We start from the raw sequence: 20093 nt of genomic DNA, 5'->3' as shown, positions 1-20093 counted from the left end.
CTTACTTTTGTTGTTTATCTTCTTTTTGCTTTTTAGAAATTTCTACTAATTCTTTAGCGATTTGTTCAGAAGAAATTATACCACGCGCTCTCGCCCATGTATTACGATCTACAACTGATACTCTATTATTCTTAACAGCATCTAAGTCTTGCCAAACAGGATCTTTTTCTTGAGATTTCAAGTTAGGATCATTTTCACCTTTATCCGCCATAATAAACATGCGACCAGGGTTAATGTCTGAAAGGACTTCTGAATTTAGTTGTAGGTAAGGTCCTTTAAGATATTTTGAAAGGTGATCAGTTTTTGTTTTATTTAAAGCATTATTGAAACCTAATTCTTTTAATAACTGACCTACATACGTATTATCAGGATGTGCTAACAAACCAGATTTAGCTACTACTGCAGGAAGTACCGGCTGTGATTTGTCCATCGTGATATCTTTACTGTATTTATCCATTAATTCATTATGCTCTTTTAGTCTTTCTTTACCTTTATCTTCTTTACCTACTGCTTTAGCTATTGTTTTAAATGCTTCAAGATTATCTTTATAGTCACTATCAAAACTTGGAAGCATAATTGTCGGAGCTATTTTTTCAAGATCCTTTTTAATACCTTTATGTCGATTGCTATCAGCGATGATTAAATCAGGTTTTTGGTTACTAATTTCTTCTAAGTTTGGTTGCTTACGTGCACCTACTGAAGTATAATCACCAATTTTATTTCTGATAGGTTTTAAAATTCTATTTTTATCTCCATCATCAGCAACACCGACAGGTTTAATATCTAAAGCTGCTAGTGCATCAACAAATGAAAATTCTAATGCTACAACACGTTTTGGATTCTTACCGACTTTAGTTGTCCCACCATCATTTTTAATTGATACTGTTTCCTTGTCGGATTTGTTGCTTTTAGATTTGTCAGAACCGTTATCACTCACACTACCACACGCCGCTAATAAAGCCACAGTTAATGTTAATAACAAGATTCCCATAATCTTATAGCTATGTTTCATTGTCTTCACTCCTTAAATATGTATCATTACATATTTATTTTATTGATAATAATTATCACTGTCAATAAGAAATTGAATGAATATTTAGTTATTTAATATTCATTCGTTTTTAGCGTGTGAAGCTGATGATTCACGCTTTGGACAACTTCATCATATATATATGTTTTAGCTAAATTAGGCATATACATACTATGAGCCAGTGCTTTATAACCGAGACTAAATTGAATTTTATCTCCCACTTGATAATGATCGTGGTTCTCTAAATCTAACATCACATGATCACTTGTTGCACCTAACACCTTAATTTGATGGTGTAATGGTTTGATTTCAGCAACATACGTATCTAAACTTCCAATATCTACAATTGCTTGTAAATAATGTTTACCTGTTGATATATTCACACGTGGTTTAATTTCTACAATCTCTGTTTCTAATATGATTGCGTCTTGATAGAGTGAGGCAATAGGTTGATTCGTCGTTGTCTCGACGCCTCTAAATAATGTTTCTCCGACTCTTAGTTCATTTATTTTTCCTAAATCTGTATAGAGCATTTGAGGTATCAAGCTAGAATTTCCACCTGATACAATTCGAAAGCGCATTTGTGTTTCCATCTCTACTGAATCTACAAATTGATTAATCATCTCGATGTCAAGATCTGTTGGAACTATAGACTGAAAGCACATAAAGTTAAATGCAAGACCAGCAATTGAAACATGATGCATCTTCATAATTTCATTAATGTAATCGACGATGTCATATGTCAAAATACCTTCACGTGCATCTTTCCAATCAACCATCAATAAAATTTTATGCTTCACTTGTTGCTTTGCAGCGATATCGTTGATACGTCGAATTGTTTCAAGTTCAGTTTGAACACTAATTTCAGTGAAACGAACGATATCTTCTAATTCTTGCTGGTTACCTGTGCGAATCATTGTATAACTTATATCCTCATCGACAGTCTTCGTTATATTATCAATTCTCGCATCCGCAAAATGAGTGATGCCTACATCCTTTAATGTTTCAACTATTCGTCTATCGCCACCCACACATTTAATTACTGGTGTAAACTGAATGTTATGACTTGTGAATATTGACTGCAATACACTCGCATTATATTGAATTTTTGATAGATTGATTTTTACTTGTGCCATTTTTTACACCTCTTTATAGATCGGGTTCGTTAAGTCTATAGTGACATATTGTTTAACCTTGCTCTCCATTCTCATACGTAGTAATGATTTTACCGTTATTGTTTTTCCAAATAATACCTCTTTCAACACTTGAGCATGTGCTTTATTAGGATCAATTGCTGCATAAACGATATCACTGACGATACTGTATAAGTTCTCTTCTTCGACTTGCTCATAATTTGAAAAGTGATGTATAAATTCTGCGATTTGATTTTGAATTACAGCATGTTGGAATTTAGCAATTACCGCTTCAATGTTTTCAGCAATTAAACTGGTATTTGTAATATCAATACCCGGTTTAATACGCTGTAATGTAGCAAGGTCAATTCGTGAACCACCTAGGTCTCTAACTATAAATTTCATTTGATAATCAGGTCCAAGATTAACAATTGTATTTTGCATATGGGCTTCTAACGCAATACCATAATCTTGAATATAAGCGATAAGTGGTTCTATTAATGATTTAGCATAGTATTTCATGAATTTTTCAATTGAAGTTACTGTCAATCCTTCACCTAACCAATCCAAATAACTGTCGACTATTACACTATTATCGACCGGGTTCTTGTTCACTAAACTTGCTGTTACTAATGTTGTGCCATTATCCGCTAATACAGGTTGATAACGTACAATACACCCTAAATGTCTTGCGATATCAGGATCCGTCTTTGCATGAATACCATAAGGTTCCATTGAAACTTGGAGTTGTGGATATATATCTAACATATCTTGTAATTCATAACTTAACTTGGGACCATCTACTGTAGTCACAGGTGACACAGTTCTCACAGCGCTTGTAGCTTGGACATTGATTGGCAGTTTAATATGAAATGGTTTGTGAACAAGTTCCATTGTTCTAAATGATAACGTCGCTTTAGATTCAATTTCAAATGGTGTTGGTAATAATTGTCTAGCTTTTATCCATTCAGAAAATTGTTTGACGATAACATTTTCATATTGCCACGGATGAACAAGCAATACATTATAATCATTTAATTCTAATTGGTATGGCTCTAAAAATGCTTTCAATTTATAACGATATTCAGGAATAATAAAATCCAATATAAATTGTTCATCATTTTCCATTGATGTTGTAACACTATCATCTTTATGGATTAACATGACTTTCAATGGAATGATTTTCTCAAATTCTGGCGCATATCGTTTAACTTCATCCTCAGTTAAGGGTAACTTTGTCTTTGATAATGGATGTGTTGGATGACCTTCAACCACTAAACTTTCAGAATAACTTAAATCATTCATCTGACCTGAATCTGTCATATGTTGGATCCATGAGAAAAAATTAATCGTTTCTGGCATCCTTGAGAATTTTAACGTTGCATCAATCAATGATTGCCTATTACAAAAATGTTCATATGTCAGAACAAAGCCATCACGGCAAGATATTAATTCCTGAGTTAACCTTTCACTTATAGGAATATCGAACTTACTGTCTAAAATTTCGATTAATTGTTCTACCGAATCAACTTCATAAGCTTCTTCACCTTTTAAATAACTCAAAGGTCCTTTAAAATCATAGCGCGCCATCGCACTTTTACGAATTTTATTAACTTTTATTAATTGTCCTTGATATTGTAATTCAATTAAACCCTGATATTCATTGACTCGCATTCCATCAGGAAAAATTTGTTCTTTAAGAATCGCATTGATAATACGATATTGCACATTTTTATCTGCACATTTCCATGTTTGATGCTTCATACGACTTTGCCTCCGTCTTTCCTTTGTCTGTTAACAATACCGAATAATAATGAAATAACTAAAGTGCATATACCCATAGCAACAAATGTTTCAACAACCCCTATTAACTCAGCTGCAAAACTCATTAACATTGCTCCTAAAGGAATCATGCCTCTATCCATCATAATTACACTTAATATCTTACCTCTATGTTGCGCTTCCACCTTGTGTTGGAAATAGATTCTATTCGTAGTTCGTGCCCATTGACTAAACAAACCAATAAAGAATATTGCAGTAAATAGTAACAACGTATTACTTGTTATCGTACCTAAAAGCGATACGCCAAATAATGCCGAACTTAAATAATACATTTTTACCATAGAAATTTTCTCTAAAATATTCGGTAAAATCATAGTTGCTATAATGCCACCGATTGCACAACAAGTCATTGCACTACCAAATATTGCGACTTGATTTGGAAATGTTTTATCGGTTAACACTGGTAATAGTGTCGTATATGAAAAGCCTGTTGCCATAATTAATAGTGATGTAATAAAGATACGTGCTCCTACATTATTTTCTTTAAAATAATCAACTACATACTTGAAACTTACTTCTGTATCTACCTTATCAATCTTATGTGTATTAAACGATAATGGTAAACAGAGTAGTAATGAAATAAAGTAACATAGTGCCTGTAATGCAAAACTAATTTCTGAATTATATGTAGCAACAACAAATCCAGCAATTGCCGGACCAATTGATCGACAAATGTTTATTATAAATGAGTGATATGACACAGCTTGTGTCGTTGTTAACCTGTCTGTTAAATCAGGTAATACTGCTTGTCTAACTGGTGTTTCAATTGCACTCATAATGCCTCTTCCTAATGCATAAATTAAGAACACAATTATTGGTAACTTCTTACTTTGAAACGTTAAAATACAAAGTATAGTAGTTAATATAAAGGAAGCTGATATTGAAATTCGTAACAGGTTGCCTCTGTTACATCTATCAGCTAATGCTCCAGCCCATACACTTATTAATAAGATAGGTACTAACCGGAAAAAATTAATTAAACCTAAGTAAATCGCATTGTGATAAATACTGAATACATACCAATTTAATGTAATTTGTCCAATCCAGTTTCCTAAAAATAATAAGAAAGAACTTGGAAAAAAATACTTCGCCATGAAATTTCACCCGTCTTTTTAATTGATAATAATTATCATTATCGTTATTATAGATTATACAAATATCTTATGCTTTTGTAAAATAATTTTTTAGAGGTGCTTTTATGTATTTAAAAAGAAACAAACACAACTTAATTGAAAATCTTACTATTGATGAACAAAATGCTTTTTATTATTTAAGCACAATAGAAGAAAATTGGGCCAATCAATTTAAGTCAGTGTTATTAGCTAGTAGAGACAAAATATCACAACGACTTATTAGTTCATTACATAGAGAAAATTTAGTAAATAGTCGAGACTATAGTCAAATTATTTCAACCAAATCATTAAACCTTGTAACGGATATACAAACTGATGAAGTACTGCGTATTGATTTTCCCAAGTCTAGTCGTACTTTAATAGCACCAATTACTGGTCAACACGCTTTCGATAGAATCGATGTATCAGGACCTTTCTACTTTGAACAAGACCAAGTAATGACACGTGTGCTACATCCTAAAGAGATATTAGATTGCATATTAATCGAAGCACCAGAATTAAATAATGATGCGAGCGCACAATTTTTAGAGGATATCAATAATAGTGTGGCCAATATGGCTATTGCTATAAGTTTTCAGCATCATACTTTATCTGAAACGACAGCACCTCTATGGGAACTTATAGATCAACATCCCGACAGTTATCTACGTTCTGAGCAATCTGTCGTTGAAGGCCATCCGCTCCATCCAGGTGCAAAGTTAAGGAAAGGTATGACGCCTGAAACTGCAATTAATTATTCATCTGAATTTGCTCAACCAATTCCTATGAAATTTATACTCATCAATAAGCAAATTACACGTACAAGTGCGCTAAATAATCACTTCAATGACGTTGTTTACCAATTATTTAATGGTTTGTATGATTTCGCGGTTGAAACTGTAGGACAAGAAGCTATTGATAATTATAATGTCATGGTCGTTCATCCTTGGCAATTTAACGAAATTATTGTTAAAGATTATGCACAAGAACTCAAAACTCAAAGTATTATTCCTTTAAATTACCAGTTGAATTATTTTGCTGGCCTATCCTTCAGAACATTGATGCCTGAACTACCAGTAACTTCGCCACATATTAAATTATCAACCAATGTGCATATAACTGGTGAAATCAGAACATTATCTGAACAGACTACGACAAATGGTCCAAAGGTCACTCAAATACTAAATAACATTAAAGAAAACGACTCACTATTTCATAATATTAATGCAGAAACAATCGATGAATTAGCAGGTATACACTTTTATAATGAAGCGGATGCTACAGCAATTAAAACTTTAAGAAGTGAACAACTTGGTACATTATTCAGAAGAAATATTTACGAAATTATTGATGCGGATGTTACGCCGATCATACCATCAAGTTTAGTAGCAAATTATCCGAACAATTCTGAGGCACCTATTATCTCTTTAATAAAAAAATATACATTAGCACGTTCCTTTGATAATTTTGAAATCGCAAGTATAAATTGGTTTAAACGTTATGGCCAAGCTTTAATTGATATTGCAATTCCATTATTAGTAAAATATGGTATTGCTTTAGAAGCGCATTTACAAAATTCAATCGTGGCATTTAATAAAGATGGTTCACTTAACACCTTATATGTCAGAGATTTTGAAGGATTACGTATTGATGAACCTTTTTTAAATAGTGTTGGATATAGTACAAAGGATTTTCATGAAAAATCACTTATATTAACAGACAAAGCACAAACTGTATTTAATAAAGTTTTTTATTCAAGCATACAAAATCATCTTGGTGAATTAATCACAGCCGTAGCAAAATATAGTGACTCAAATGATTTAGAAGCCCAAATCTGGCATACAATAAGTGATTTAATTGAAGCTAAACTAGATCAAATTGAACAAACTCTAACAGATTCAGAACGTGTAGCAAACTTTAGAGATATCATATTTGCGGAGAAGATAGATTATAAATGTGTAACAACCATGCGTCTAGAAGATGAAGCTGATTATTACACTTATGTTCAAGTAGATAATCCACTTTACAAAAGTAAGTAATTATATAGAAGATAAAAATGAGGGTTATCATATTTTGAAATCACATCATTTACTGCCAATAAAGTATATTGCTTTATTGGCAGTTTTTTTCTATAAATTAAAATACAGGTTAGGATGTTTATTAGGTCCTAACCTGTATTTTTTCGAAATAATTATTTATTCCTATTTAATTAATGTGATAAATTTTTTTAGGTTTTGGTCTTAATCAGTAATAGACTTATTGTAAACCTTTTTGTTCTTTACTTGAGCTTTCATTTTTTTCATTTTTTTGAGCCCATTCTTTTTTAGTCATTACATCTTCAACTCTCATGTTAACTTCAACCACATCTAAACCAGTGATATATTTAACTTGTTCTTTGACTAAGTCTGTTACTTTGCGGAAAATTTTAGGTGCAGACTCACCATATTCTAATACAACTTTTAAGTCTACTGCTGCTTGTTTTTCGCCTACTTCTACACTCACACCTTGAGTAACATTATTGCTACTACCAAATGAATTAGAAATGTTGTCGACGAAACCGCCTTTCATTTCTAAGATACCGTGAACTTCACGTGCAGCAATACCTGCAATTTTTTCTACAACTTCATCTGAGAACGATAATTTATTTGAAAATTGAGGTTCTTGATTTTGTTGTTGTTGTTCTTTTTGTAATTCTTGTTCTTTTTCGTTCACACCAGTTTGGTTGTCATATGCTTGTTTCGCTTTATTGTTATCTACTGCCATAATAAATTCTCCTTTATTATTTAAGTTTTTTGTTTTGATTCATTAATTACTTTAAATTTTTAACTCCACCGATTTAAGAAATTTAAAAAATCCTGCTTACGGTCTTTCGTATACCCTATACCTACGCCAATCAAACATAATATGATAATAAGTATTGTACTCCAGAAACCTAAAGTTAAAAATAAAATAGCAATGATTAAGAATGCTAAGAATCCTATAATTCTCCATTTAAAAGTTTTAAAGAAATCAATAACTTGTTGCGTTGAATCTTGACCATTTTGGTTATTATTTTGAGTCATAATTACCCTCCCTTACAACACGCGTTTGCCTGAGGTTTTTTGATCTCTAACATTAACCTCTAATTTTGATACTGGTAATTCAGTAAAATGCTCAACATTTTGTTTTACATCATTTCTTATTTGTTCTGTAAGTGTTTTAACTTGAACATCTCCAGGAACAAAGAAATCCGCTTTCAATGTAATATGTGACTTTTTCTTTTTGTTATATAGCTTAGCTATTACATTAGGTTGACGAATTTCATCATATTTAACAATTGTATCGTAGGCAGTTTTTTCAACTGCTTTACGTGATACGTAAATATGACCATCCTCATAATCTTTATAAAGTCCAGGCTTTCTATACGTAGGTTTAAACAAACTAAATACTAATATTAGACCTATTAATAATAAGAGTGCTGCTAAACCAATTAATGTTGGTACAAACCAGTTAAATTGCATGAAATAATCTTGGTATTTAGTAATACGTGAATCTTTAATAAACATAAAGAGTAAAAATCCAACAATCACCACTATTAACAGACCTAAAATAAAATTCTTTATGCGTTTCACCTCGTATGACACCTCCTATGCTTGTATATTTATGTACTTGTCATACCAAAAACATACCCCTAAATTTTCCATCAAAAACATTTTATTGCGTTATATTTTAATTGGTTTCAATAAAACTTGCTTAAACTAATTAAAATTTTCAAATCATTGCTGGTTATTTTCATTTATCTTTTGTTGTGAACCTTTACTTTGTTTCAGCGTATTACTATGATTTGTTCTTGGTTTCTCTTCAGAAATTGCTTTAAATAAGGCGCATATCATAAAGATAATGACCACTGAAAACGGCAATGCAGCAATAATTAACAAGTTTTGTATCGACTGTGTACCTCCAGTATAGATCATGATTACTGCAAATAATGCTAAGATAACACCCCAGCTTATTTTGACAATACCTGAAGGATGAATACTACCTTTTGCACTTAACATACCTAACACATAAGTAGCAGAATCTGCCGAAGTCACAAAGAAAATCATAATAACAACTAATGTGACAATACTCAAAATAAATCCAAGTGGGTAATGCTCCAATGTACTAAATGTAGCTGTTTCTGTTGCTGCCTTAGCAATATTAGCAATATTGTGTTGTTGCAAATAAATAGCTGATGTACCGAATACTGCAAAGAATAAAAAGCACACAAACGCCGGTACAAATAAAACACCTAATATAAATTCTTTAATCGTCCTACCACGCGATACTCTTGCAATAAATATACCAACAAATGGTGCCCAAGAAATCCACCATGCCCAATAGAATATTGTCCATTGTTGTAACCATTGATACTTTTCACCACCGCTCTGAGGAATGCGTAAACTCATTTTAAAGAAATTAGCAATATAATCACCTAAAGTATTGGTAAACATATTTAATATATTTAAAGTAGGTCCAACACAAAATAGGACTAATAATACAACAAATGCAAGCAACATATTAATATTACTTAAACTTTTAATACCTTTATCAATACCTGACCAAGCAGACCAAGTAAATAAAATTGTAGCTACAATAATGATAATGACTTGCGTCCCAAAGTTAGAAGGAATATCAAATAAAAAGTTCAGTCCCTCATTAATTTGTAAAGCGCCAAAACCAAGTGTAGCTGCTACGCCTGTTACCGTTGCAATGATAGCCAACACATCAATCGCACCACCAATTGGTCCACGCATCGCCTTACTGCCTAATATTGGGGTCAAAGTCGCACTAACTAATCCTGGATATCCCTTATGAAAATTAAAATAAGCAAAGACAAGGCCAACTATGCCATACACTGCCCATGCATGTATGCCCCAATGGAAAAAAGAAAATTGCATGGCTTCGTTAATTGCAGTTTGTGTACCTGCTTTATGTAATGGTGTTAATGTATAGGCATGACTGATTGGTTCAGCTGTTGTCCAAAATACTAATCCAATCCCCATTCCTGCACTAAATAGCATGGCAAACCAAGATTTCAGTGAAAATTCTGGTTCTTCATTATCATCTCCTAAGGTAATTGACGCAAACCTTGAGAATAATAAATAAATGCAAACAATTAAAATAAATAACACTAATAATAAATAATACCAGCCAAAGTGCACAGCTATAAAATTAGTAATGCTCTGTGTCACTTGCTCTAACTGTTTTGGTAAAATTGCTCCATAAATAACGAATAACGTACATATAGATAACGCACACCAAAATACAATCGTGAGTTTCTTACCACTCATTCGTTAATTCCCCTCCCTTAAATCTATATTTGTATTACCCTATCTTATTTTCAATATGCGTATCTTCTATATTTGATAAATTGCAAAAAAATGCCATTCACTTAACTATGATCATAGTCAAATGAATGGCATTTTACATTTATTCTATTGGGTCTTATTTAGCAACTTGGATTACTAACTTGCCAACCATAGAATGGCTTTCTAGTTGTTTATGTGCTTCATATAAATTGTCAACAGTCAACCCTTGTAATACCTTATTAACTGTTGGTTTATATTTACCGGATTCAATTTTATCAGTAATGTCTGATAGTAGCTCATGATGTCGTTGCATATCTTCTGTCTCATGTAATGGTCGTGTGTACATATATTCATGTGTAAATGTGACACTTTTATTTTTAAGTAAATTCAGATCTTGCTTGTCCTTGAACGCTACTATTGTAGCAATCTTACCTCGTGGTTTCACTAATTCTATCATTTTCTCAAAATATCGGTCCGTATCGAAGGTACAGAATATATAATCTACCTCAGAAATTTCATATTTCTCAAATTCTGCACTTAAATCATTTTTATGATTTAGGACAATTTCTGCCCCCATTTCTTTCGACCACTGATGTGTTTCTTCACGAGATGCTGTTGTTATAACATGCAAACCGTGCTGTTTAGCAATTTGGGTAGCAATACTTCCAACACCTCCTGCTCCATTAATAATTAAGATTGATTTACCTTTATTATCTTCTGGATTGTGTGAAATATTGAATACATCAAATAATGTTTCTGCAGCTGTTAAACCAGTGAGTGGAATACTGGCTGCTTCAATTGCCGATATATTATGAGGCTTTCTTGCTACCAAGCGGCTATCTACAATTTGATGTGTTTGATTTGAACCTTGATAAGACGGTGAACCAGAATAATAGACCTCATCACCCACCTGAAAATGTTTGACATTATCGCCTATTGCCTCAACAACACCTACAGCATCAAAGCCTAAAACGCGTGGTGCATTATCAACAGGTGATTGCCTAATCTTAGTATCAACAGGATTAATGCTAATTGCATCTATCTTCACCAATAATTCATATTGCTTTGGTTCTAATGAATTTATTTCAAATTCATAAAATTGATTCCCTTCAGATAAATTAAAAGCGCTATCTGCACCAATTGCTTTCATCACATGCATCTCCTTCATTATTAATTCGTTAATCTGCGACTTTAACTACTTGTTTGCCGAAATTATCACCTGTAAATAAATTACGGAATGCTTGTGGTAAATTTTCAAAACCTTCTTCTACTGTCGTTTTTGTTTTGATTTTATCTTCAGTAACCCATTGTGCTAAATCTTGACTAGCTCGTTTAAAGTCATCTGCATAATTTCCAACAATAAAACCTTTCATTAATGCTTGAGATTTGATTAATGTTGGTTGTATACGAGGACCATATTCAATTTCTGTATCATTGTAACCAGAAATTGCACCACAGACTGGTATTCTGGCAAATTGATTTAAATGTTTAAACACTTCATCCGCAATATCACCGCCAACATTTTCAAAGTAGACATCAATGCCATTAGGGACTGCTTCGCTTAATGCAGTTGCAAAATCTTCGTCTTTATAATCCAATCCTACATCAAAACCTAACGTTTCTGTTAAATATGCCGTTTTTTCAGGTCCACCTGCGATACCAACAACATGTGCACCTTTCAATTTAGCAATTTGTCCAACAACAGAACCAACAGCACCTGAAGCTGCAGATACTACGACAGTTTCACCTTCTTGAGGCTCTCCTATTTTAAGTAAACCATGATAAGCAGTTTGTCCTGGCATGCCTAACACGCTAAGGTAAAGATAAAGAGGTACTTCTGTATTTGAAACTTTTATCACTTTATCTCCTGATATATTTACAACCTTTTGCCAAGGTAGTCCACCAGTGACAATATCACCGGTTTCAAATTGATCATGATTCGATTCTGTTACTCTACCTACCACATGACCATTAAGTGCTTCATCTAATTTGAATGGTTGAACATAAGATTCGCTATCACTCATTCTACCTCTCATATAAGGATCCACTGAAATGTATAGTGCTTCAATTTGAATCTCATTGTCACCTGGCTGCCCTATTTCAACAGTTTCATATCGAAAAATTTCATCTGTAGGTAAACCTACAGGTCTTTTAGCTAATACAATTCTTTCTGTTTTCATTTTTTAGCCTCCATTCACGTCTGTTATCTTTCATTTTATAGTGATTGACGATCTCAATCAATCAAATCGCTTATCTTCAATTTTAACTTCATGTTATGATTTATTAAATTAAACACTTGTTATACGAAGTTATTAAAGGAGGATAATCCGTGAAATTAAGCATCTTGGACTATGTCCCCATCTTTCAAGATTGCAATGCAACAGAAGCATTTAATCACGCCATAGAACTTGTACAGTTGGCTGAGCAATTAAACTATGAAAGATATTGGGTTGCAGAGCATCATCAAGTATATTCAGTTGCTTCTAGTGCACCTGAAATGGTTATGATGGCACTTTTAGAACAAACACAATCAATACAAATAGGTAGTGGTGGCGTCATGTTGGCACATTATAGCCCTTATAAAGTGGCAGAACAATTTAATATTATGGAAGCACGTCACCCTAAAAGAATCAATATTGGGACAGGTCATTCACCCAGCTTTAAAAATGTAAATAAAGCGTTGAACGAACATAAATCACAACCAGTCGATTATGAAACTCAAATTGAAGATTTAATTCAATATTTTAATGGTGACACACAACTTCACCGCTTTAAAAATATCGCTGTTACCCCTAAAGTTGATACTAAGCCTTTAATGTTTATTCTAGGTATGAGTAAAAATAGTGCATCTCTTGCAGCGAAAGAAGGATTACCATTCGTCATTGCTTTAATGGGACAACCAGCTTCTCAGGTTGCGAATGTAATCACACATTATCGACAACAATTCGCAGCATTGCACCCTCAACGTCAAAGTTACGTAATCATTTCTACATTTGTAGTAACTGCCGATAATCAAGAAACCATAAATGATTTAGAAACAGCGCTACACTATTGGTTATTACGTATAAATTACATCGACCAACCACAATTTTATGCTTCACCTCAATATGTAAAAAATAGACCACTTACAAGCAGAGAACAGGAAAAAATGCTACAAAATAAAAAGCGCGTTATTTCTGGTACTCCTAGTGCTGTTTATGCACAATTACAGAATATACAGGATCAATATGGTGCTGATGAAATTATGATTCAACCTCATGTCTATGGGGAAGAAAATCGAAAACAATTACTTCAACTTATTGCAAATGAAAATAAAAAATCAACGTAACTCACCAATAGTTACGTTGATTTTAATTTCTACACTATTTATTCCAAATAAATGCATTAATTTCATCTGCTACTACTTTATAATCATGTAATGCACTATGTTCACCATATTCCCCTTCAACTTTAAAGGTATGGTAAGAATTCACATAACCATTAAGTAAAGATTTAAGTGATAATGAAGATTGATTTGTCACCTTTCCATCTGAATGTGATCCATCTTGAAGATCTCCATACACATTTAATACATCCACTGACTTTTTAGGATAATTATATTTCATTTGTTGTAAATCTTTATATTCCTTTTTCATTTGATCAGGCTTACCATTTTCATCCAATTTCACCTCATTCGGTTCGTCATTTCTGCCTAATATACCATTATATGGTGCACCCGTATTAACTTGTTTATTTAATTTAGGTAAAGATTCATCTCCAGCATAATTCAACATATAATAGCCTAACGTAAGGTTCCCCATCGAATGTGCTACCATGTTAAATTTACTATATTTAATATGCTGTTCTGTTTCAGTAATGACATTTTTAAACCATTCGGCATTTTTGTTGTAATCCCAATTTTTATTATCTTCAAGAATGATTTGAACAATAGGATGAGGATCATTTTTATCAAATTTACCGTCAAATGTGACTTCACCATCAGCTGATACATGTGCTTTGATTACTTGATTCGTGACACCTTTTTCAATTGCTGAATTTACTAAATAACGCTCTGATTTCTCCGAACCAGAATAACCATGTAAGTAAAATGTCGGCTCAGGTGTTTGTTTTGCTTCTTGGGTAGTTGCTTGTTGTGCCGCGTTAACTTGATTATGTACTGTCATTAAATATAACAGTGACATTATAGTAAATATGACTATAATACTACTGATAATCATTCTTCTAAAAACACTATTTTTTTGTAATATCAATCTCGAAACACCTCTTATAAAAATATTAGTATATAAATATGCTATACACTATATATTTCATACCCTAGAATATTGTGGTTATCCTTTTCCTATAAAAGATTTAAACGAACTACATATTAGGTTAAAAAAGTTTACAAAAAAAGCCCCCAACAAAGTTGGGAGCTTCTTGAAACATCGTAGTTCGTATGAACCAACAATTAACGTTTTGAGAATTGTGGTGAACGACGTGCTTTTTTAAGACCTGGTTTTTTACGTTCTTTCATACGTGGGTCACGAGTAAGTAATCCAGCGCGTTTTAAAGAACCTCTGTATTCAGGATCTGCTTCTAATAATGCACGAGCAATACCGTGGCGGATTGCTTGAGCTTGTCCAGTGAAACCACCGCCAGAAACGTTAACTAATACATCATAGTTACCTTTAGTTTCTGTTACATCAAATGGTTGGTTTATGTCTAAGATTAATGATTCGAATGGTAAGTAGCTACGTACGTCACGGTTATTAACTGTGATGTTACCTTCACCTGGTACTAAACGTACACGTGCTACTGAGTTTTTACGACGGCCTGTGCCTTTATATTCAACTTGTGCCAATGTAATTTCCTCCTTCTAATTAACCACGTAACTCGTAGTTTTCTGGTTGTTGTGCAGCGTGTGGATGTTCAGCGCCACCATATACAAATAATTTTTTACCTTGTTTTTCGCCTAAACGAGTGCTTGGTAACATACCTTTAATTGAGTTTTCAATTAAACGTTCTGGGTTAGTTGCTTTTAACTCACCAGCAGTGATTGATTTAATACCGCCTGGGTGGTTTGAGTGACGGTAATAAACTTTATCTTGTTCTTTATTACCTGTGAATTGAATTTTTGAAGCGTTGATGATGATTACATAGTCACCAGTATCAACGTGTGGTGTATAAGTTACTTTATTTTTACCGCGTAAAATAGATGCTACTTCTGATGATAAACGACCAAGTGTTTGACCTTCAGCATCAATCACATACCATTTGCGCTCAATGTTTGATTCATTTGCCATAAATGTTTGACGCATAATATTGTCCTCCTAGAGTAAATAAATAAGATTTCATATTTAATAGTAGTATACTTTTAAATCGTAAATTTCATTTATTTTATTAATTTTGTTCTACGTGCTTCTATATCTTGTAACACAATAAGATTCCGGGGCTTATCGTGGGTGATATAAAACAATACCGTTAGTAATCGTATAATTTTTATGTCATTTTGTCAATGTAATTTAGTGATTTTCTAAAGAAATTTTTTACTAAATTTTCATACTAAACTTCATATGTCGCAATGAGTTCATCCAATGTGAGGTATATGCGTTCCAAGTACAACCCTTCCGGGGGTGCAGTAAAAGGAATTTGCTTTCTATCTTTCGCTTCTAACAGCTTTGGAATTTCCTCAGGTTCTCTCTTTCCTTTACCGACCTCGATTAGAAATGCTACTAATACTCTCACCATATTATATAGAAATCCCGAACCAGTTACAACGTAATCGAAGCCGTCAGCAGTTTTTATTATTTTACTTCCATACAAAGTACGGACTCTACTTTCTGTTTCTGTTTTTTGCGAACAGAAACCTGTAAAGTCATGAGTACCTATAAAAAATTGAGCCGCTCTATTCATTTTTTCTAAATCTAGTTGTTCAGGTAAATGCGTTTTTAATCCACTTTGAAAAGGGTCCTTAGTTTCAGACTGATATACTTTATAGCGATAAGACTTCCCTACGCAATCATATCTGCAATGAAAGTGTTCATCTACTATGGTTACATCTTTAACATAAACATCACCTGGCAACGCTCTATTCATAGCGTATTTCCATTGTTGCGCCGGTATGTTGAGTTCTGTATCAAAGTGAAAATATTGTTCAAGTGCATGTACACCTCGATCTGTTCGACTTGTTGGGTGTATTCTCACATGACGTTTATGAATACGTTTAAGAATTTTTTCGAATAACTGTTGTACAGTTCTTCCATTTTGTTGTATTTGAAAACCTAAAAATTGGCTTCCTTGATATGATATATTTACCAAAACACGCATGCTTTACACTCCTATAACTTTCAATGCAATTAATATTAAAGCAATTGGTATTAGGATTACAAGTGTCAATGTGTCTTGCCATTGCCATTGTAACCTTCGATAACTTGTGCGTTGTTTATTCGTGTCATAACCCCTAACTTCCATCGCAATTGCTAAATCCTCTGCACGTTGAAAAGCTGAAACAAACAAAGGAATTAATAATGGTACAAAGGCTTTAATACGATTTGCAATGCTACCAGAACTAATCTCTGATCCTCGTGATTTTTGTGCAAGTATAATTTTATCTAATTCGTTCATTAGAGTTGGTATAAATCTAAGTGCAATTGACATCATCATACTGAGTTGATGTACTGGAATTTTAATCCATTTTAATGGATTTAATAATCTTTCAAATGCATCTGTTAAATCAATCGGACTTGTTGTCAAAGTCATAACCGTAGAAATCATGATTATAAACATTAATCTTAAGACTATATAAATCCCTTCTAATATGCCTGCTGTATCAATTGAAATAAAGGCTATCTCTATTAAACGCGTGCCACCTTTTGTTAAAAATAAATGCATGGCAAAGGTAAAGATTAAAAATATCCATATAGGTGTTAAACCTTTTACCAAAAACCATAATTTGATTTTTGATAAACGTACAATTATGCCTATCAATAGTAATAACCATAAGTATGTAGCAAAACTATGTGCAATAAAAATCAATATAATAAATACCATGACAAATATCAGTTTTGCTCGTGGATCAAGTCTGTGTATTAATGTATCAAGTGGCAAATAACGTCCAATAATAAACTTATCTTTCATTTTTCGTCCACTCCTTATACATCGCTACAAATTCATCCTCTGTTAAAGCTACATGATTAAACTTCATTTGATACTTGCTTTCAATATCACGTTGCAATTTCACGATATCAGGAACGTCGAGGTTTAGCTGTTCCACGTAGTTTGAATTACTAAATAGTGCTCGTGGTGAACAGGACTCTATTATCTTACCGTCTCGCATTATTTTAACTTCGTCAGCATAACGAGCCACATCATTCATCTCATGTGTAACTAAAACGATAGTCTTTTTATGTCTAATCTGTAAATTTTTAATCAATTGCATAATTTGCTTTTGGCTTTTTGGATCCAAACCAGCAGTTGGTTCATCAAGTATTACAATATCAGGATTCATTGCTAAAATGGATGTTAAGGCTATTTTACGCATTTGACCACCTGACATTTGAAATGGAGATTGCTCTAATACATCTCTACTAAAACCAAAGTCTAATAATAAACGAAAGGCTCTTTCTTTAACTTCTGACAATGGCATATTAAAATTATTAGGGCCAAATAATATTTCTCTCTCTACTGTGTCTTCAAATAATTGAGATTCGGGGAATTGGAACACAACTCCTACACGCTTTCGTACGGGCATCAAATACTTATCCTTAGTCTTAGGTGTAATCTGTATATCATTAACCGTCAACGAGCCCTGAGTGGGCTTTAAAAGGCCATTGAAATGTTGTATTAATGTCGATTTACCAGAACCAGTCCGTCCGATGACTGCATAATACTTGCCTTGCTCAAATTCTGTTATGATATCTTTTAGTGCTAAATGTTCAAAAGGTGTTCCCTTTTGATACACATAACTTACTTTATTAAAATTTACTGTCATAGTTCACTTAACAACCTTTCATAAGTGATATACTCTGACTCTCCTCTAATCAATTGGTTGATCCTCATTGCAAACGGCAAATCTAATCCAATTTTCGTGAGCGCTTCTCCATGGCTAAATACTTCTTGGGGGGTCCCAATTTGAAAGACACTACCTTCATTCAATACCACCATTTGATCTGATTCAGCAGCTTCTGATAAATCATGCGTAATTGAAATTATAGTCACATCTTTCTCAGAATTTAACCGTCTGATTAATTTAAGTAATTCAGTTCTTCCTACTGGATCTAACATAGAAGTTGCTTCATCTAAAATAATAACTTCAGTATTAAGCGCTAATACACCAGCAATTGCTACACGTTGTTTCTGACCACCAGACAAAGATTGAGGTTCATAATTTAAACGATCTAACATATCAACATCACTAAGCACTTTAGGTACAATTTCATGCATAGATTCGTGAGATACAGCATTATTTTCTAATCCAAATGCAACATCATATTCCACTGTTGCACCAACAAATTGATTTTCAGGATTTTGAAACACTATCCCAATATGATTTCTCAACTCACTTAAATGCTCAGGGTTTATACACTGATGATTATAATAAATATCTCCTGTCAGAGGTTTTTGTATTCCAATCATCAATTTTGCCACTGTAGATTTTCCAGATCCATTGTGACCGACAATCGATGTCCACTTACCTTTAGGTATATCAAAGGATACATCATTTAATGCAAATGGTTCGTCACTATTATATTTAAATGATACATGATTAAATTTAATTATACTATCCATTGATTCCATATCGATTGCCTCCCTTTACATTTAAAATTAGTATACTTTATCCATTTTACATGAAAATGAATCATATTGCATTCTCTGATTCCTATGTACTGATTATGCATGCATCTATGCATGTATTCCTCTTTTTTCTCTAAAGAGTTAAGCTTTTATGGTTCGCTATTGCTTCGCTATTGCATAAGTCTTAGCAGTACTTGGAATCTCCAATTCCTTTGTACTACTTATGCATGCATCTATGCATGTATTCCTCTTTCACTCTAAAGAGTTAAGCTTTTATGGTTCGCTATTGCTTCGCAATTGCATAAGTCCCCCTAAACTCTAAAGAGTTAAGGGGGACTAAACAAAAAAAGCGCGCACCCCATCATTTATTTTTGAGTTCACGCTTTAAAATTTATTAAGTTTGATGGGGTACTCTGAGCTAGACAATATTTGTATGTGGCAAACATTATCGTTGCACTCATTTGCTTTATATATAGTAGTACGTATATTTAAATTAAACTAATTCGATAATTACTGATTCAGCTCCGTCTCCGCGACGAGGACCTACTTTAAGAATACGAGTGTAACCACCTTGACGTTCGTTATAACGTTCAGCGATTTCACCAAATAATTTTTGAAGTGCAGTTTGTGTAGTTTCATCTTCATTTAGGATTTCAACGTTACGTAAAGTTTTAGCTGCTTGACGGCGTGAAGCTAAATCTCCGCGTTTACCTAAAGTGATTAATTTTTCAACAACACTACGTAATTCTTTCGCACGAGCTTCTGTAGTTTCAACACGCTCACTAACGATAAGTGATGTAGCTAAGTCGCGTAACATAGCTTTACGTTGATCAGAAGTACGACCTAATTTTCTGTAACCCATGAGTTAACCTCC

The 20093-nt window shown here is 33.1% G+C and carries 20 protein-coding genes; 2 read left to right on the top strand and 18 right to left on the bottom strand.

Annotated features, from left to right (window positions below; translation table 11 throughout):
• Position 1: 1 nt before the first annotated feature.
• From JN168_RS03670 to JN168_RS03655, 4 genes are all read right to left on the bottom strand, one after another.
• On the bottom strand, positions 2–1012 hold the full coding sequence (locus tag JN168_RS03670; RefSeq protein ID WP_042739051.1) for an ABC transporter substrate-binding protein: 1011 nt from the start codon (positions 1010–1012) through the stop codon (positions 2–4).
• Between the two features lie 92 nt (positions 1013–1104).
• Positions 1105–2166 carry an alanine/ornithine racemase family PLP-dependent enzyme gene (locus JN168_RS03665; protein WP_229366639.1) on the bottom strand — a complete coding sequence of 354 codons (1062 nt, stop codon included), beginning with the start codon at positions 2164–2166 and terminating at the stop codon, positions 1105–1107.
• A gap of 3 nt (positions 2167–2169) precedes the next feature.
• The gene (locus JN168_RS03660) at positions 2170–3927 is read right to left on the bottom strand and encodes an IucA/IucC family protein (protein WP_279526181.1); all 1758 of its coding nucleotides are present in this window, start codon (positions 3925–3927) and stop codon (positions 2170–2172) included.
• Positions 3924–5099 carry an MFS transporter gene (locus JN168_RS03655; RefSeq protein ID WP_042739054.1) on the bottom strand — a complete coding sequence of 392 codons (1176 nt, stop codon included), beginning with the start codon at positions 5097–5099 and terminating at the stop codon, positions 3924–3926. The genes JN168_RS03660 and JN168_RS03655 overlap by 4 nt, the downstream gene beginning before the upstream one ends.
• 104 nt (positions 5100–5203) lie before the next feature.
• On the opposite strand from JN168_RS03655, the gene JN168_RS03650 reads away from it, so the two are divergent.
• Positions 5204–7156 (top strand): IucA/IucC family protein, encoded by a 1953-nt coding sequence (locus JN168_RS03650; protein WP_279526180.1) that lies wholly within the window; start codon positions 5204–5206, stop codon positions 7154–7156.
• 217 nt (positions 7157–7373) lie between these two features.
• Here the strand turns inward: JN168_RS03650 and JN168_RS03645 are convergent, their stop codons facing one another.
• From JN168_RS03645 to JN168_RS03620, 6 genes are all read right to left on the bottom strand, one after another.
• The gene (locus JN168_RS03645; protein WP_107526930.1) at positions 7374–7880 is read right to left on the bottom strand and encodes an Asp23/Gls24 family envelope stress response protein; all 507 of its coding nucleotides are present in this window, start codon (positions 7878–7880) and stop codon (positions 7374–7376) included.
• 59 nt (positions 7881–7939) lie between these two features.
• Positions 7940–8179, bottom strand: coding sequence for a DUF2273 domain-containing protein (locus JN168_RS03640; RefSeq protein WP_042739057.1), 240 nt, complete (start codon positions 8177–8179; stop codon positions 7940–7942).
• Between the two features lie 12 nt (positions 8180–8191).
• Positions 8192–8728 carry an alkaline shock response membrane anchor protein AmaP gene (amaP, locus tag JN168_RS03635; protein WP_042739058.1) on the bottom strand — a complete coding sequence of 179 codons (537 nt, stop codon included), beginning with the start codon at positions 8726–8728 and terminating at the stop codon, positions 8192–8194.
• Positions 8729–8872: 144 nt separating this feature from the next.
• Positions 8873–10429, bottom strand: coding sequence for a BCCT family transporter (locus tag JN168_RS03630; RefSeq protein WP_229366637.1), 1557 nt, complete (start codon positions 10427–10429; stop codon positions 8873–8875).
• A 154-nt stretch (positions 10430–10583) separates the two neighbouring features.
• Positions 10584–11597 carry a zinc-binding alcohol dehydrogenase family protein gene (locus JN168_RS03625; protein WP_232139524.1) on the bottom strand — a complete coding sequence of 338 codons (1014 nt, stop codon included), beginning with the start codon at positions 11595–11597 and terminating at the stop codon, positions 10584–10586.
• A 28-nt stretch (positions 11598–11625) separates the two neighbouring features.
• Positions 11626–12627, bottom strand: coding sequence for an NADP-dependent oxidoreductase (locus JN168_RS03620; protein WP_042739061.1), 1002 nt, complete (start codon positions 12625–12627; stop codon positions 11626–11628).
• Between the two features lie 149 nt (positions 12628–12776).
• Between JN168_RS03620 and JN168_RS03615 the strand changes: the two genes are divergently transcribed.
• Positions 12777–13775, top strand: coding sequence for an LLM class flavin-dependent oxidoreductase (locus JN168_RS03615; protein ID WP_042739062.1), 999 nt, complete (start codon positions 12777–12779; stop codon positions 13773–13775).
• Between the two features lie 34 nt (positions 13776–13809).
• On the opposite strand, the gene JN168_RS03610 is transcribed toward JN168_RS03615, so the two are convergent.
• The 8 genes from JN168_RS03610 to rplQ form a co-directional block, all read right to left on the bottom strand.
• Complete coding sequence (locus JN168_RS03610) at positions 13810–14697, bottom strand: alpha/beta hydrolase (protein WP_279526179.1); 888 nt, start codon at positions 14695–14697, stop codon at positions 13810–13812.
• Between the two features lie 197 nt (positions 14698–14894).
• The gene (gene rpsI / locus JN168_RS03605; RefSeq protein WP_042739063.1) at positions 14895–15287 is read right to left on the bottom strand and encodes a 30S ribosomal protein S9; all 393 of its coding nucleotides are present in this window, start codon (positions 15285–15287) and stop codon (positions 14895–14897) included.
• Between the two features lie 19 nt (positions 15288–15306).
• The gene (gene rplM / locus JN168_RS03600) at positions 15307–15744 is read right to left on the bottom strand and encodes a 50S ribosomal protein L13 (RefSeq protein WP_042739064.1); all 438 of its coding nucleotides are present in this window, start codon (positions 15742–15744) and stop codon (positions 15307–15309) included.
• Between the two features lie 244 nt (positions 15745–15988).
• Complete coding sequence (gene truA, locus JN168_RS03595; RefSeq protein WP_042739065.1) at positions 15989–16753, bottom strand: tRNA pseudouridine(38-40) synthase TruA; 765 nt, start codon at positions 16751–16753, stop codon at positions 15989–15991.
• A 3-nt stretch (positions 16754–16756) separates the two neighbouring features.
• Positions 16757–17563 (bottom strand): energy-coupling factor transporter transmembrane component T family protein, encoded by an 807-nt coding sequence (locus tag JN168_RS03590; protein ID WP_107512207.1) that lies wholly within the window; start codon positions 17561–17563, stop codon positions 16757–16759.
• Entirely contained in the window at positions 17553–18416 is an 864-nt protein-coding gene (locus JN168_RS03585) for an energy-coupling factor transporter ATPase (RefSeq protein ID WP_229366634.1), read from the bottom strand. The genes JN168_RS03590 and JN168_RS03585 overlap by 11 nt, the downstream gene beginning before the upstream one ends.
• Positions 18413–19222, bottom strand: coding sequence for an energy-coupling factor transporter ATPase (locus tag JN168_RS03580; protein ID WP_042739068.1), 810 nt, complete (start codon positions 19220–19222; stop codon positions 18413–18415). The genes JN168_RS03585 and JN168_RS03580 overlap by 4 nt, the downstream gene beginning before the upstream one ends.
• Before the next feature lie 490 nt (positions 19223–19712).
• Positions 19713–20081 carry a 50S ribosomal protein L17 gene (gene rplQ / locus JN168_RS03575; RefSeq protein ID WP_042739069.1) on the bottom strand — a complete coding sequence of 123 codons (369 nt, stop codon included), beginning with the start codon at positions 20079–20081 and terminating at the stop codon, positions 19713–19715.
• Positions 20082–20093: the final 12 nt, after the last annotated feature.

The sequence above is a fragment of the Staphylococcus gallinarum genome (assembly GCF_029774255.1).
Lineage (GTDB): Bacteria > Bacillota > Bacilli > Staphylococcales > Staphylococcaceae > Staphylococcus > Staphylococcus gallinarum.
The sequence above is the reverse complement of the archived record's forward strand: the minus strand, read 5'-3'. Positions and strand labels throughout refer to the sequence as shown.

Excerpts from the sequence above, each read along its gene's own strand:
- JN168_RS03670 (WP_042739051.1), bottom strand. The coding sequence starts at position 1,012 with ATGAAACATAGCTATAAGATTATGGGAATCTTGTTATTAACATTAACT.
- JN168_RS03665 (WP_229366639.1), bottom strand. The coding sequence starts at position 2,166 with ATGGCACAAGTAAAAATCAATCTATCAAAAATTCAATATAATGCGAGT.
- JN168_RS03660 (WP_279526181.1), bottom strand. The coding sequence starts at position 3,927 with ATGAAGCATCAAACATGGAAATGTGCAGATAAAAATGTGCAATATCGT.
- JN168_RS03655 (WP_042739054.1), bottom strand. The coding sequence starts at position 5,099 with ATGGCGAAGTATTTTTTTCCAAGTTCTTTCTTATTATTTTTAGGAAAC.
- JN168_RS03650 (WP_279526180.1), top strand. The coding sequence starts at position 5,204 with ATGTATTTAAAAAGAAACAAACACAACTTAATTGAAAATCTTACTATT.
- JN168_RS03645 (WP_107526930.1), bottom strand. The coding sequence starts at position 7,880 with ATGGCAGTAGATAACAATAAAGCGAAACAAGCATATGACAACCAAACT.
- JN168_RS03640 (WP_042739057.1), bottom strand. The coding sequence starts at position 8,179 with ATGACTCAAAATAATAACCAAAATGGTCAAGATTCAACGCAACAAGTT.
- JN168_RS03630 (WP_229366637.1), bottom strand. The coding sequence starts at position 10,429 with ATGAGTGGTAAGAAACTCACGATTGTATTTTGGTGTGCGTTATCTATA.
- JN168_RS03625 (WP_232139524.1), bottom strand. The coding sequence starts at position 11,597 with ATGAAAGCAATTGGTGCAGATAGCGCTTTTAATTTATCTGAAGGGAAT.
- JN168_RS03620 (WP_042739061.1), bottom strand. The coding sequence starts at position 12,627 with ATGAAAACAGAAAGAATTGTATTAGCTAAAAGACCTGTAGGTTTACCT.
- rplM (WP_042739064.1), bottom strand. The coding sequence starts at position 15,744 with ATGCGTCAAACATTTATGGCAAATGAATCAAACATTGAGCGCAAATGG.
- truA (WP_042739065.1), bottom strand. The coding sequence starts at position 16,753 with ATGCGTGTTTTGGTAAATATATCATATCAAGGAAGCCAATTTTTAGGT.
- JN168_RS03590 (WP_107512207.1), bottom strand. The coding sequence starts at position 17,563 with ATGAAAGATAAGTTTATTATTGGACGTTATTTGCCACTTGATACATTA.
- JN168_RS03585 (WP_229366634.1), bottom strand. The coding sequence starts at position 18,416 with ATGACAGTAAATTTTAATAAAGTAAGTTATGTGTATCAAAAGGGAACA.
- JN168_RS03580 (WP_042739068.1), bottom strand. The coding sequence starts at position 19,222 with ATGGAATCAATGGATAGTATAATTAAATTTAATCATGTATCATTTAAA.
- rplQ (WP_042739069.1), bottom strand. The coding sequence starts at position 20,081 with ATGGGTTACAGAAAATTAGGTCGTACTTCTGATCAACGTAAAGCTATG.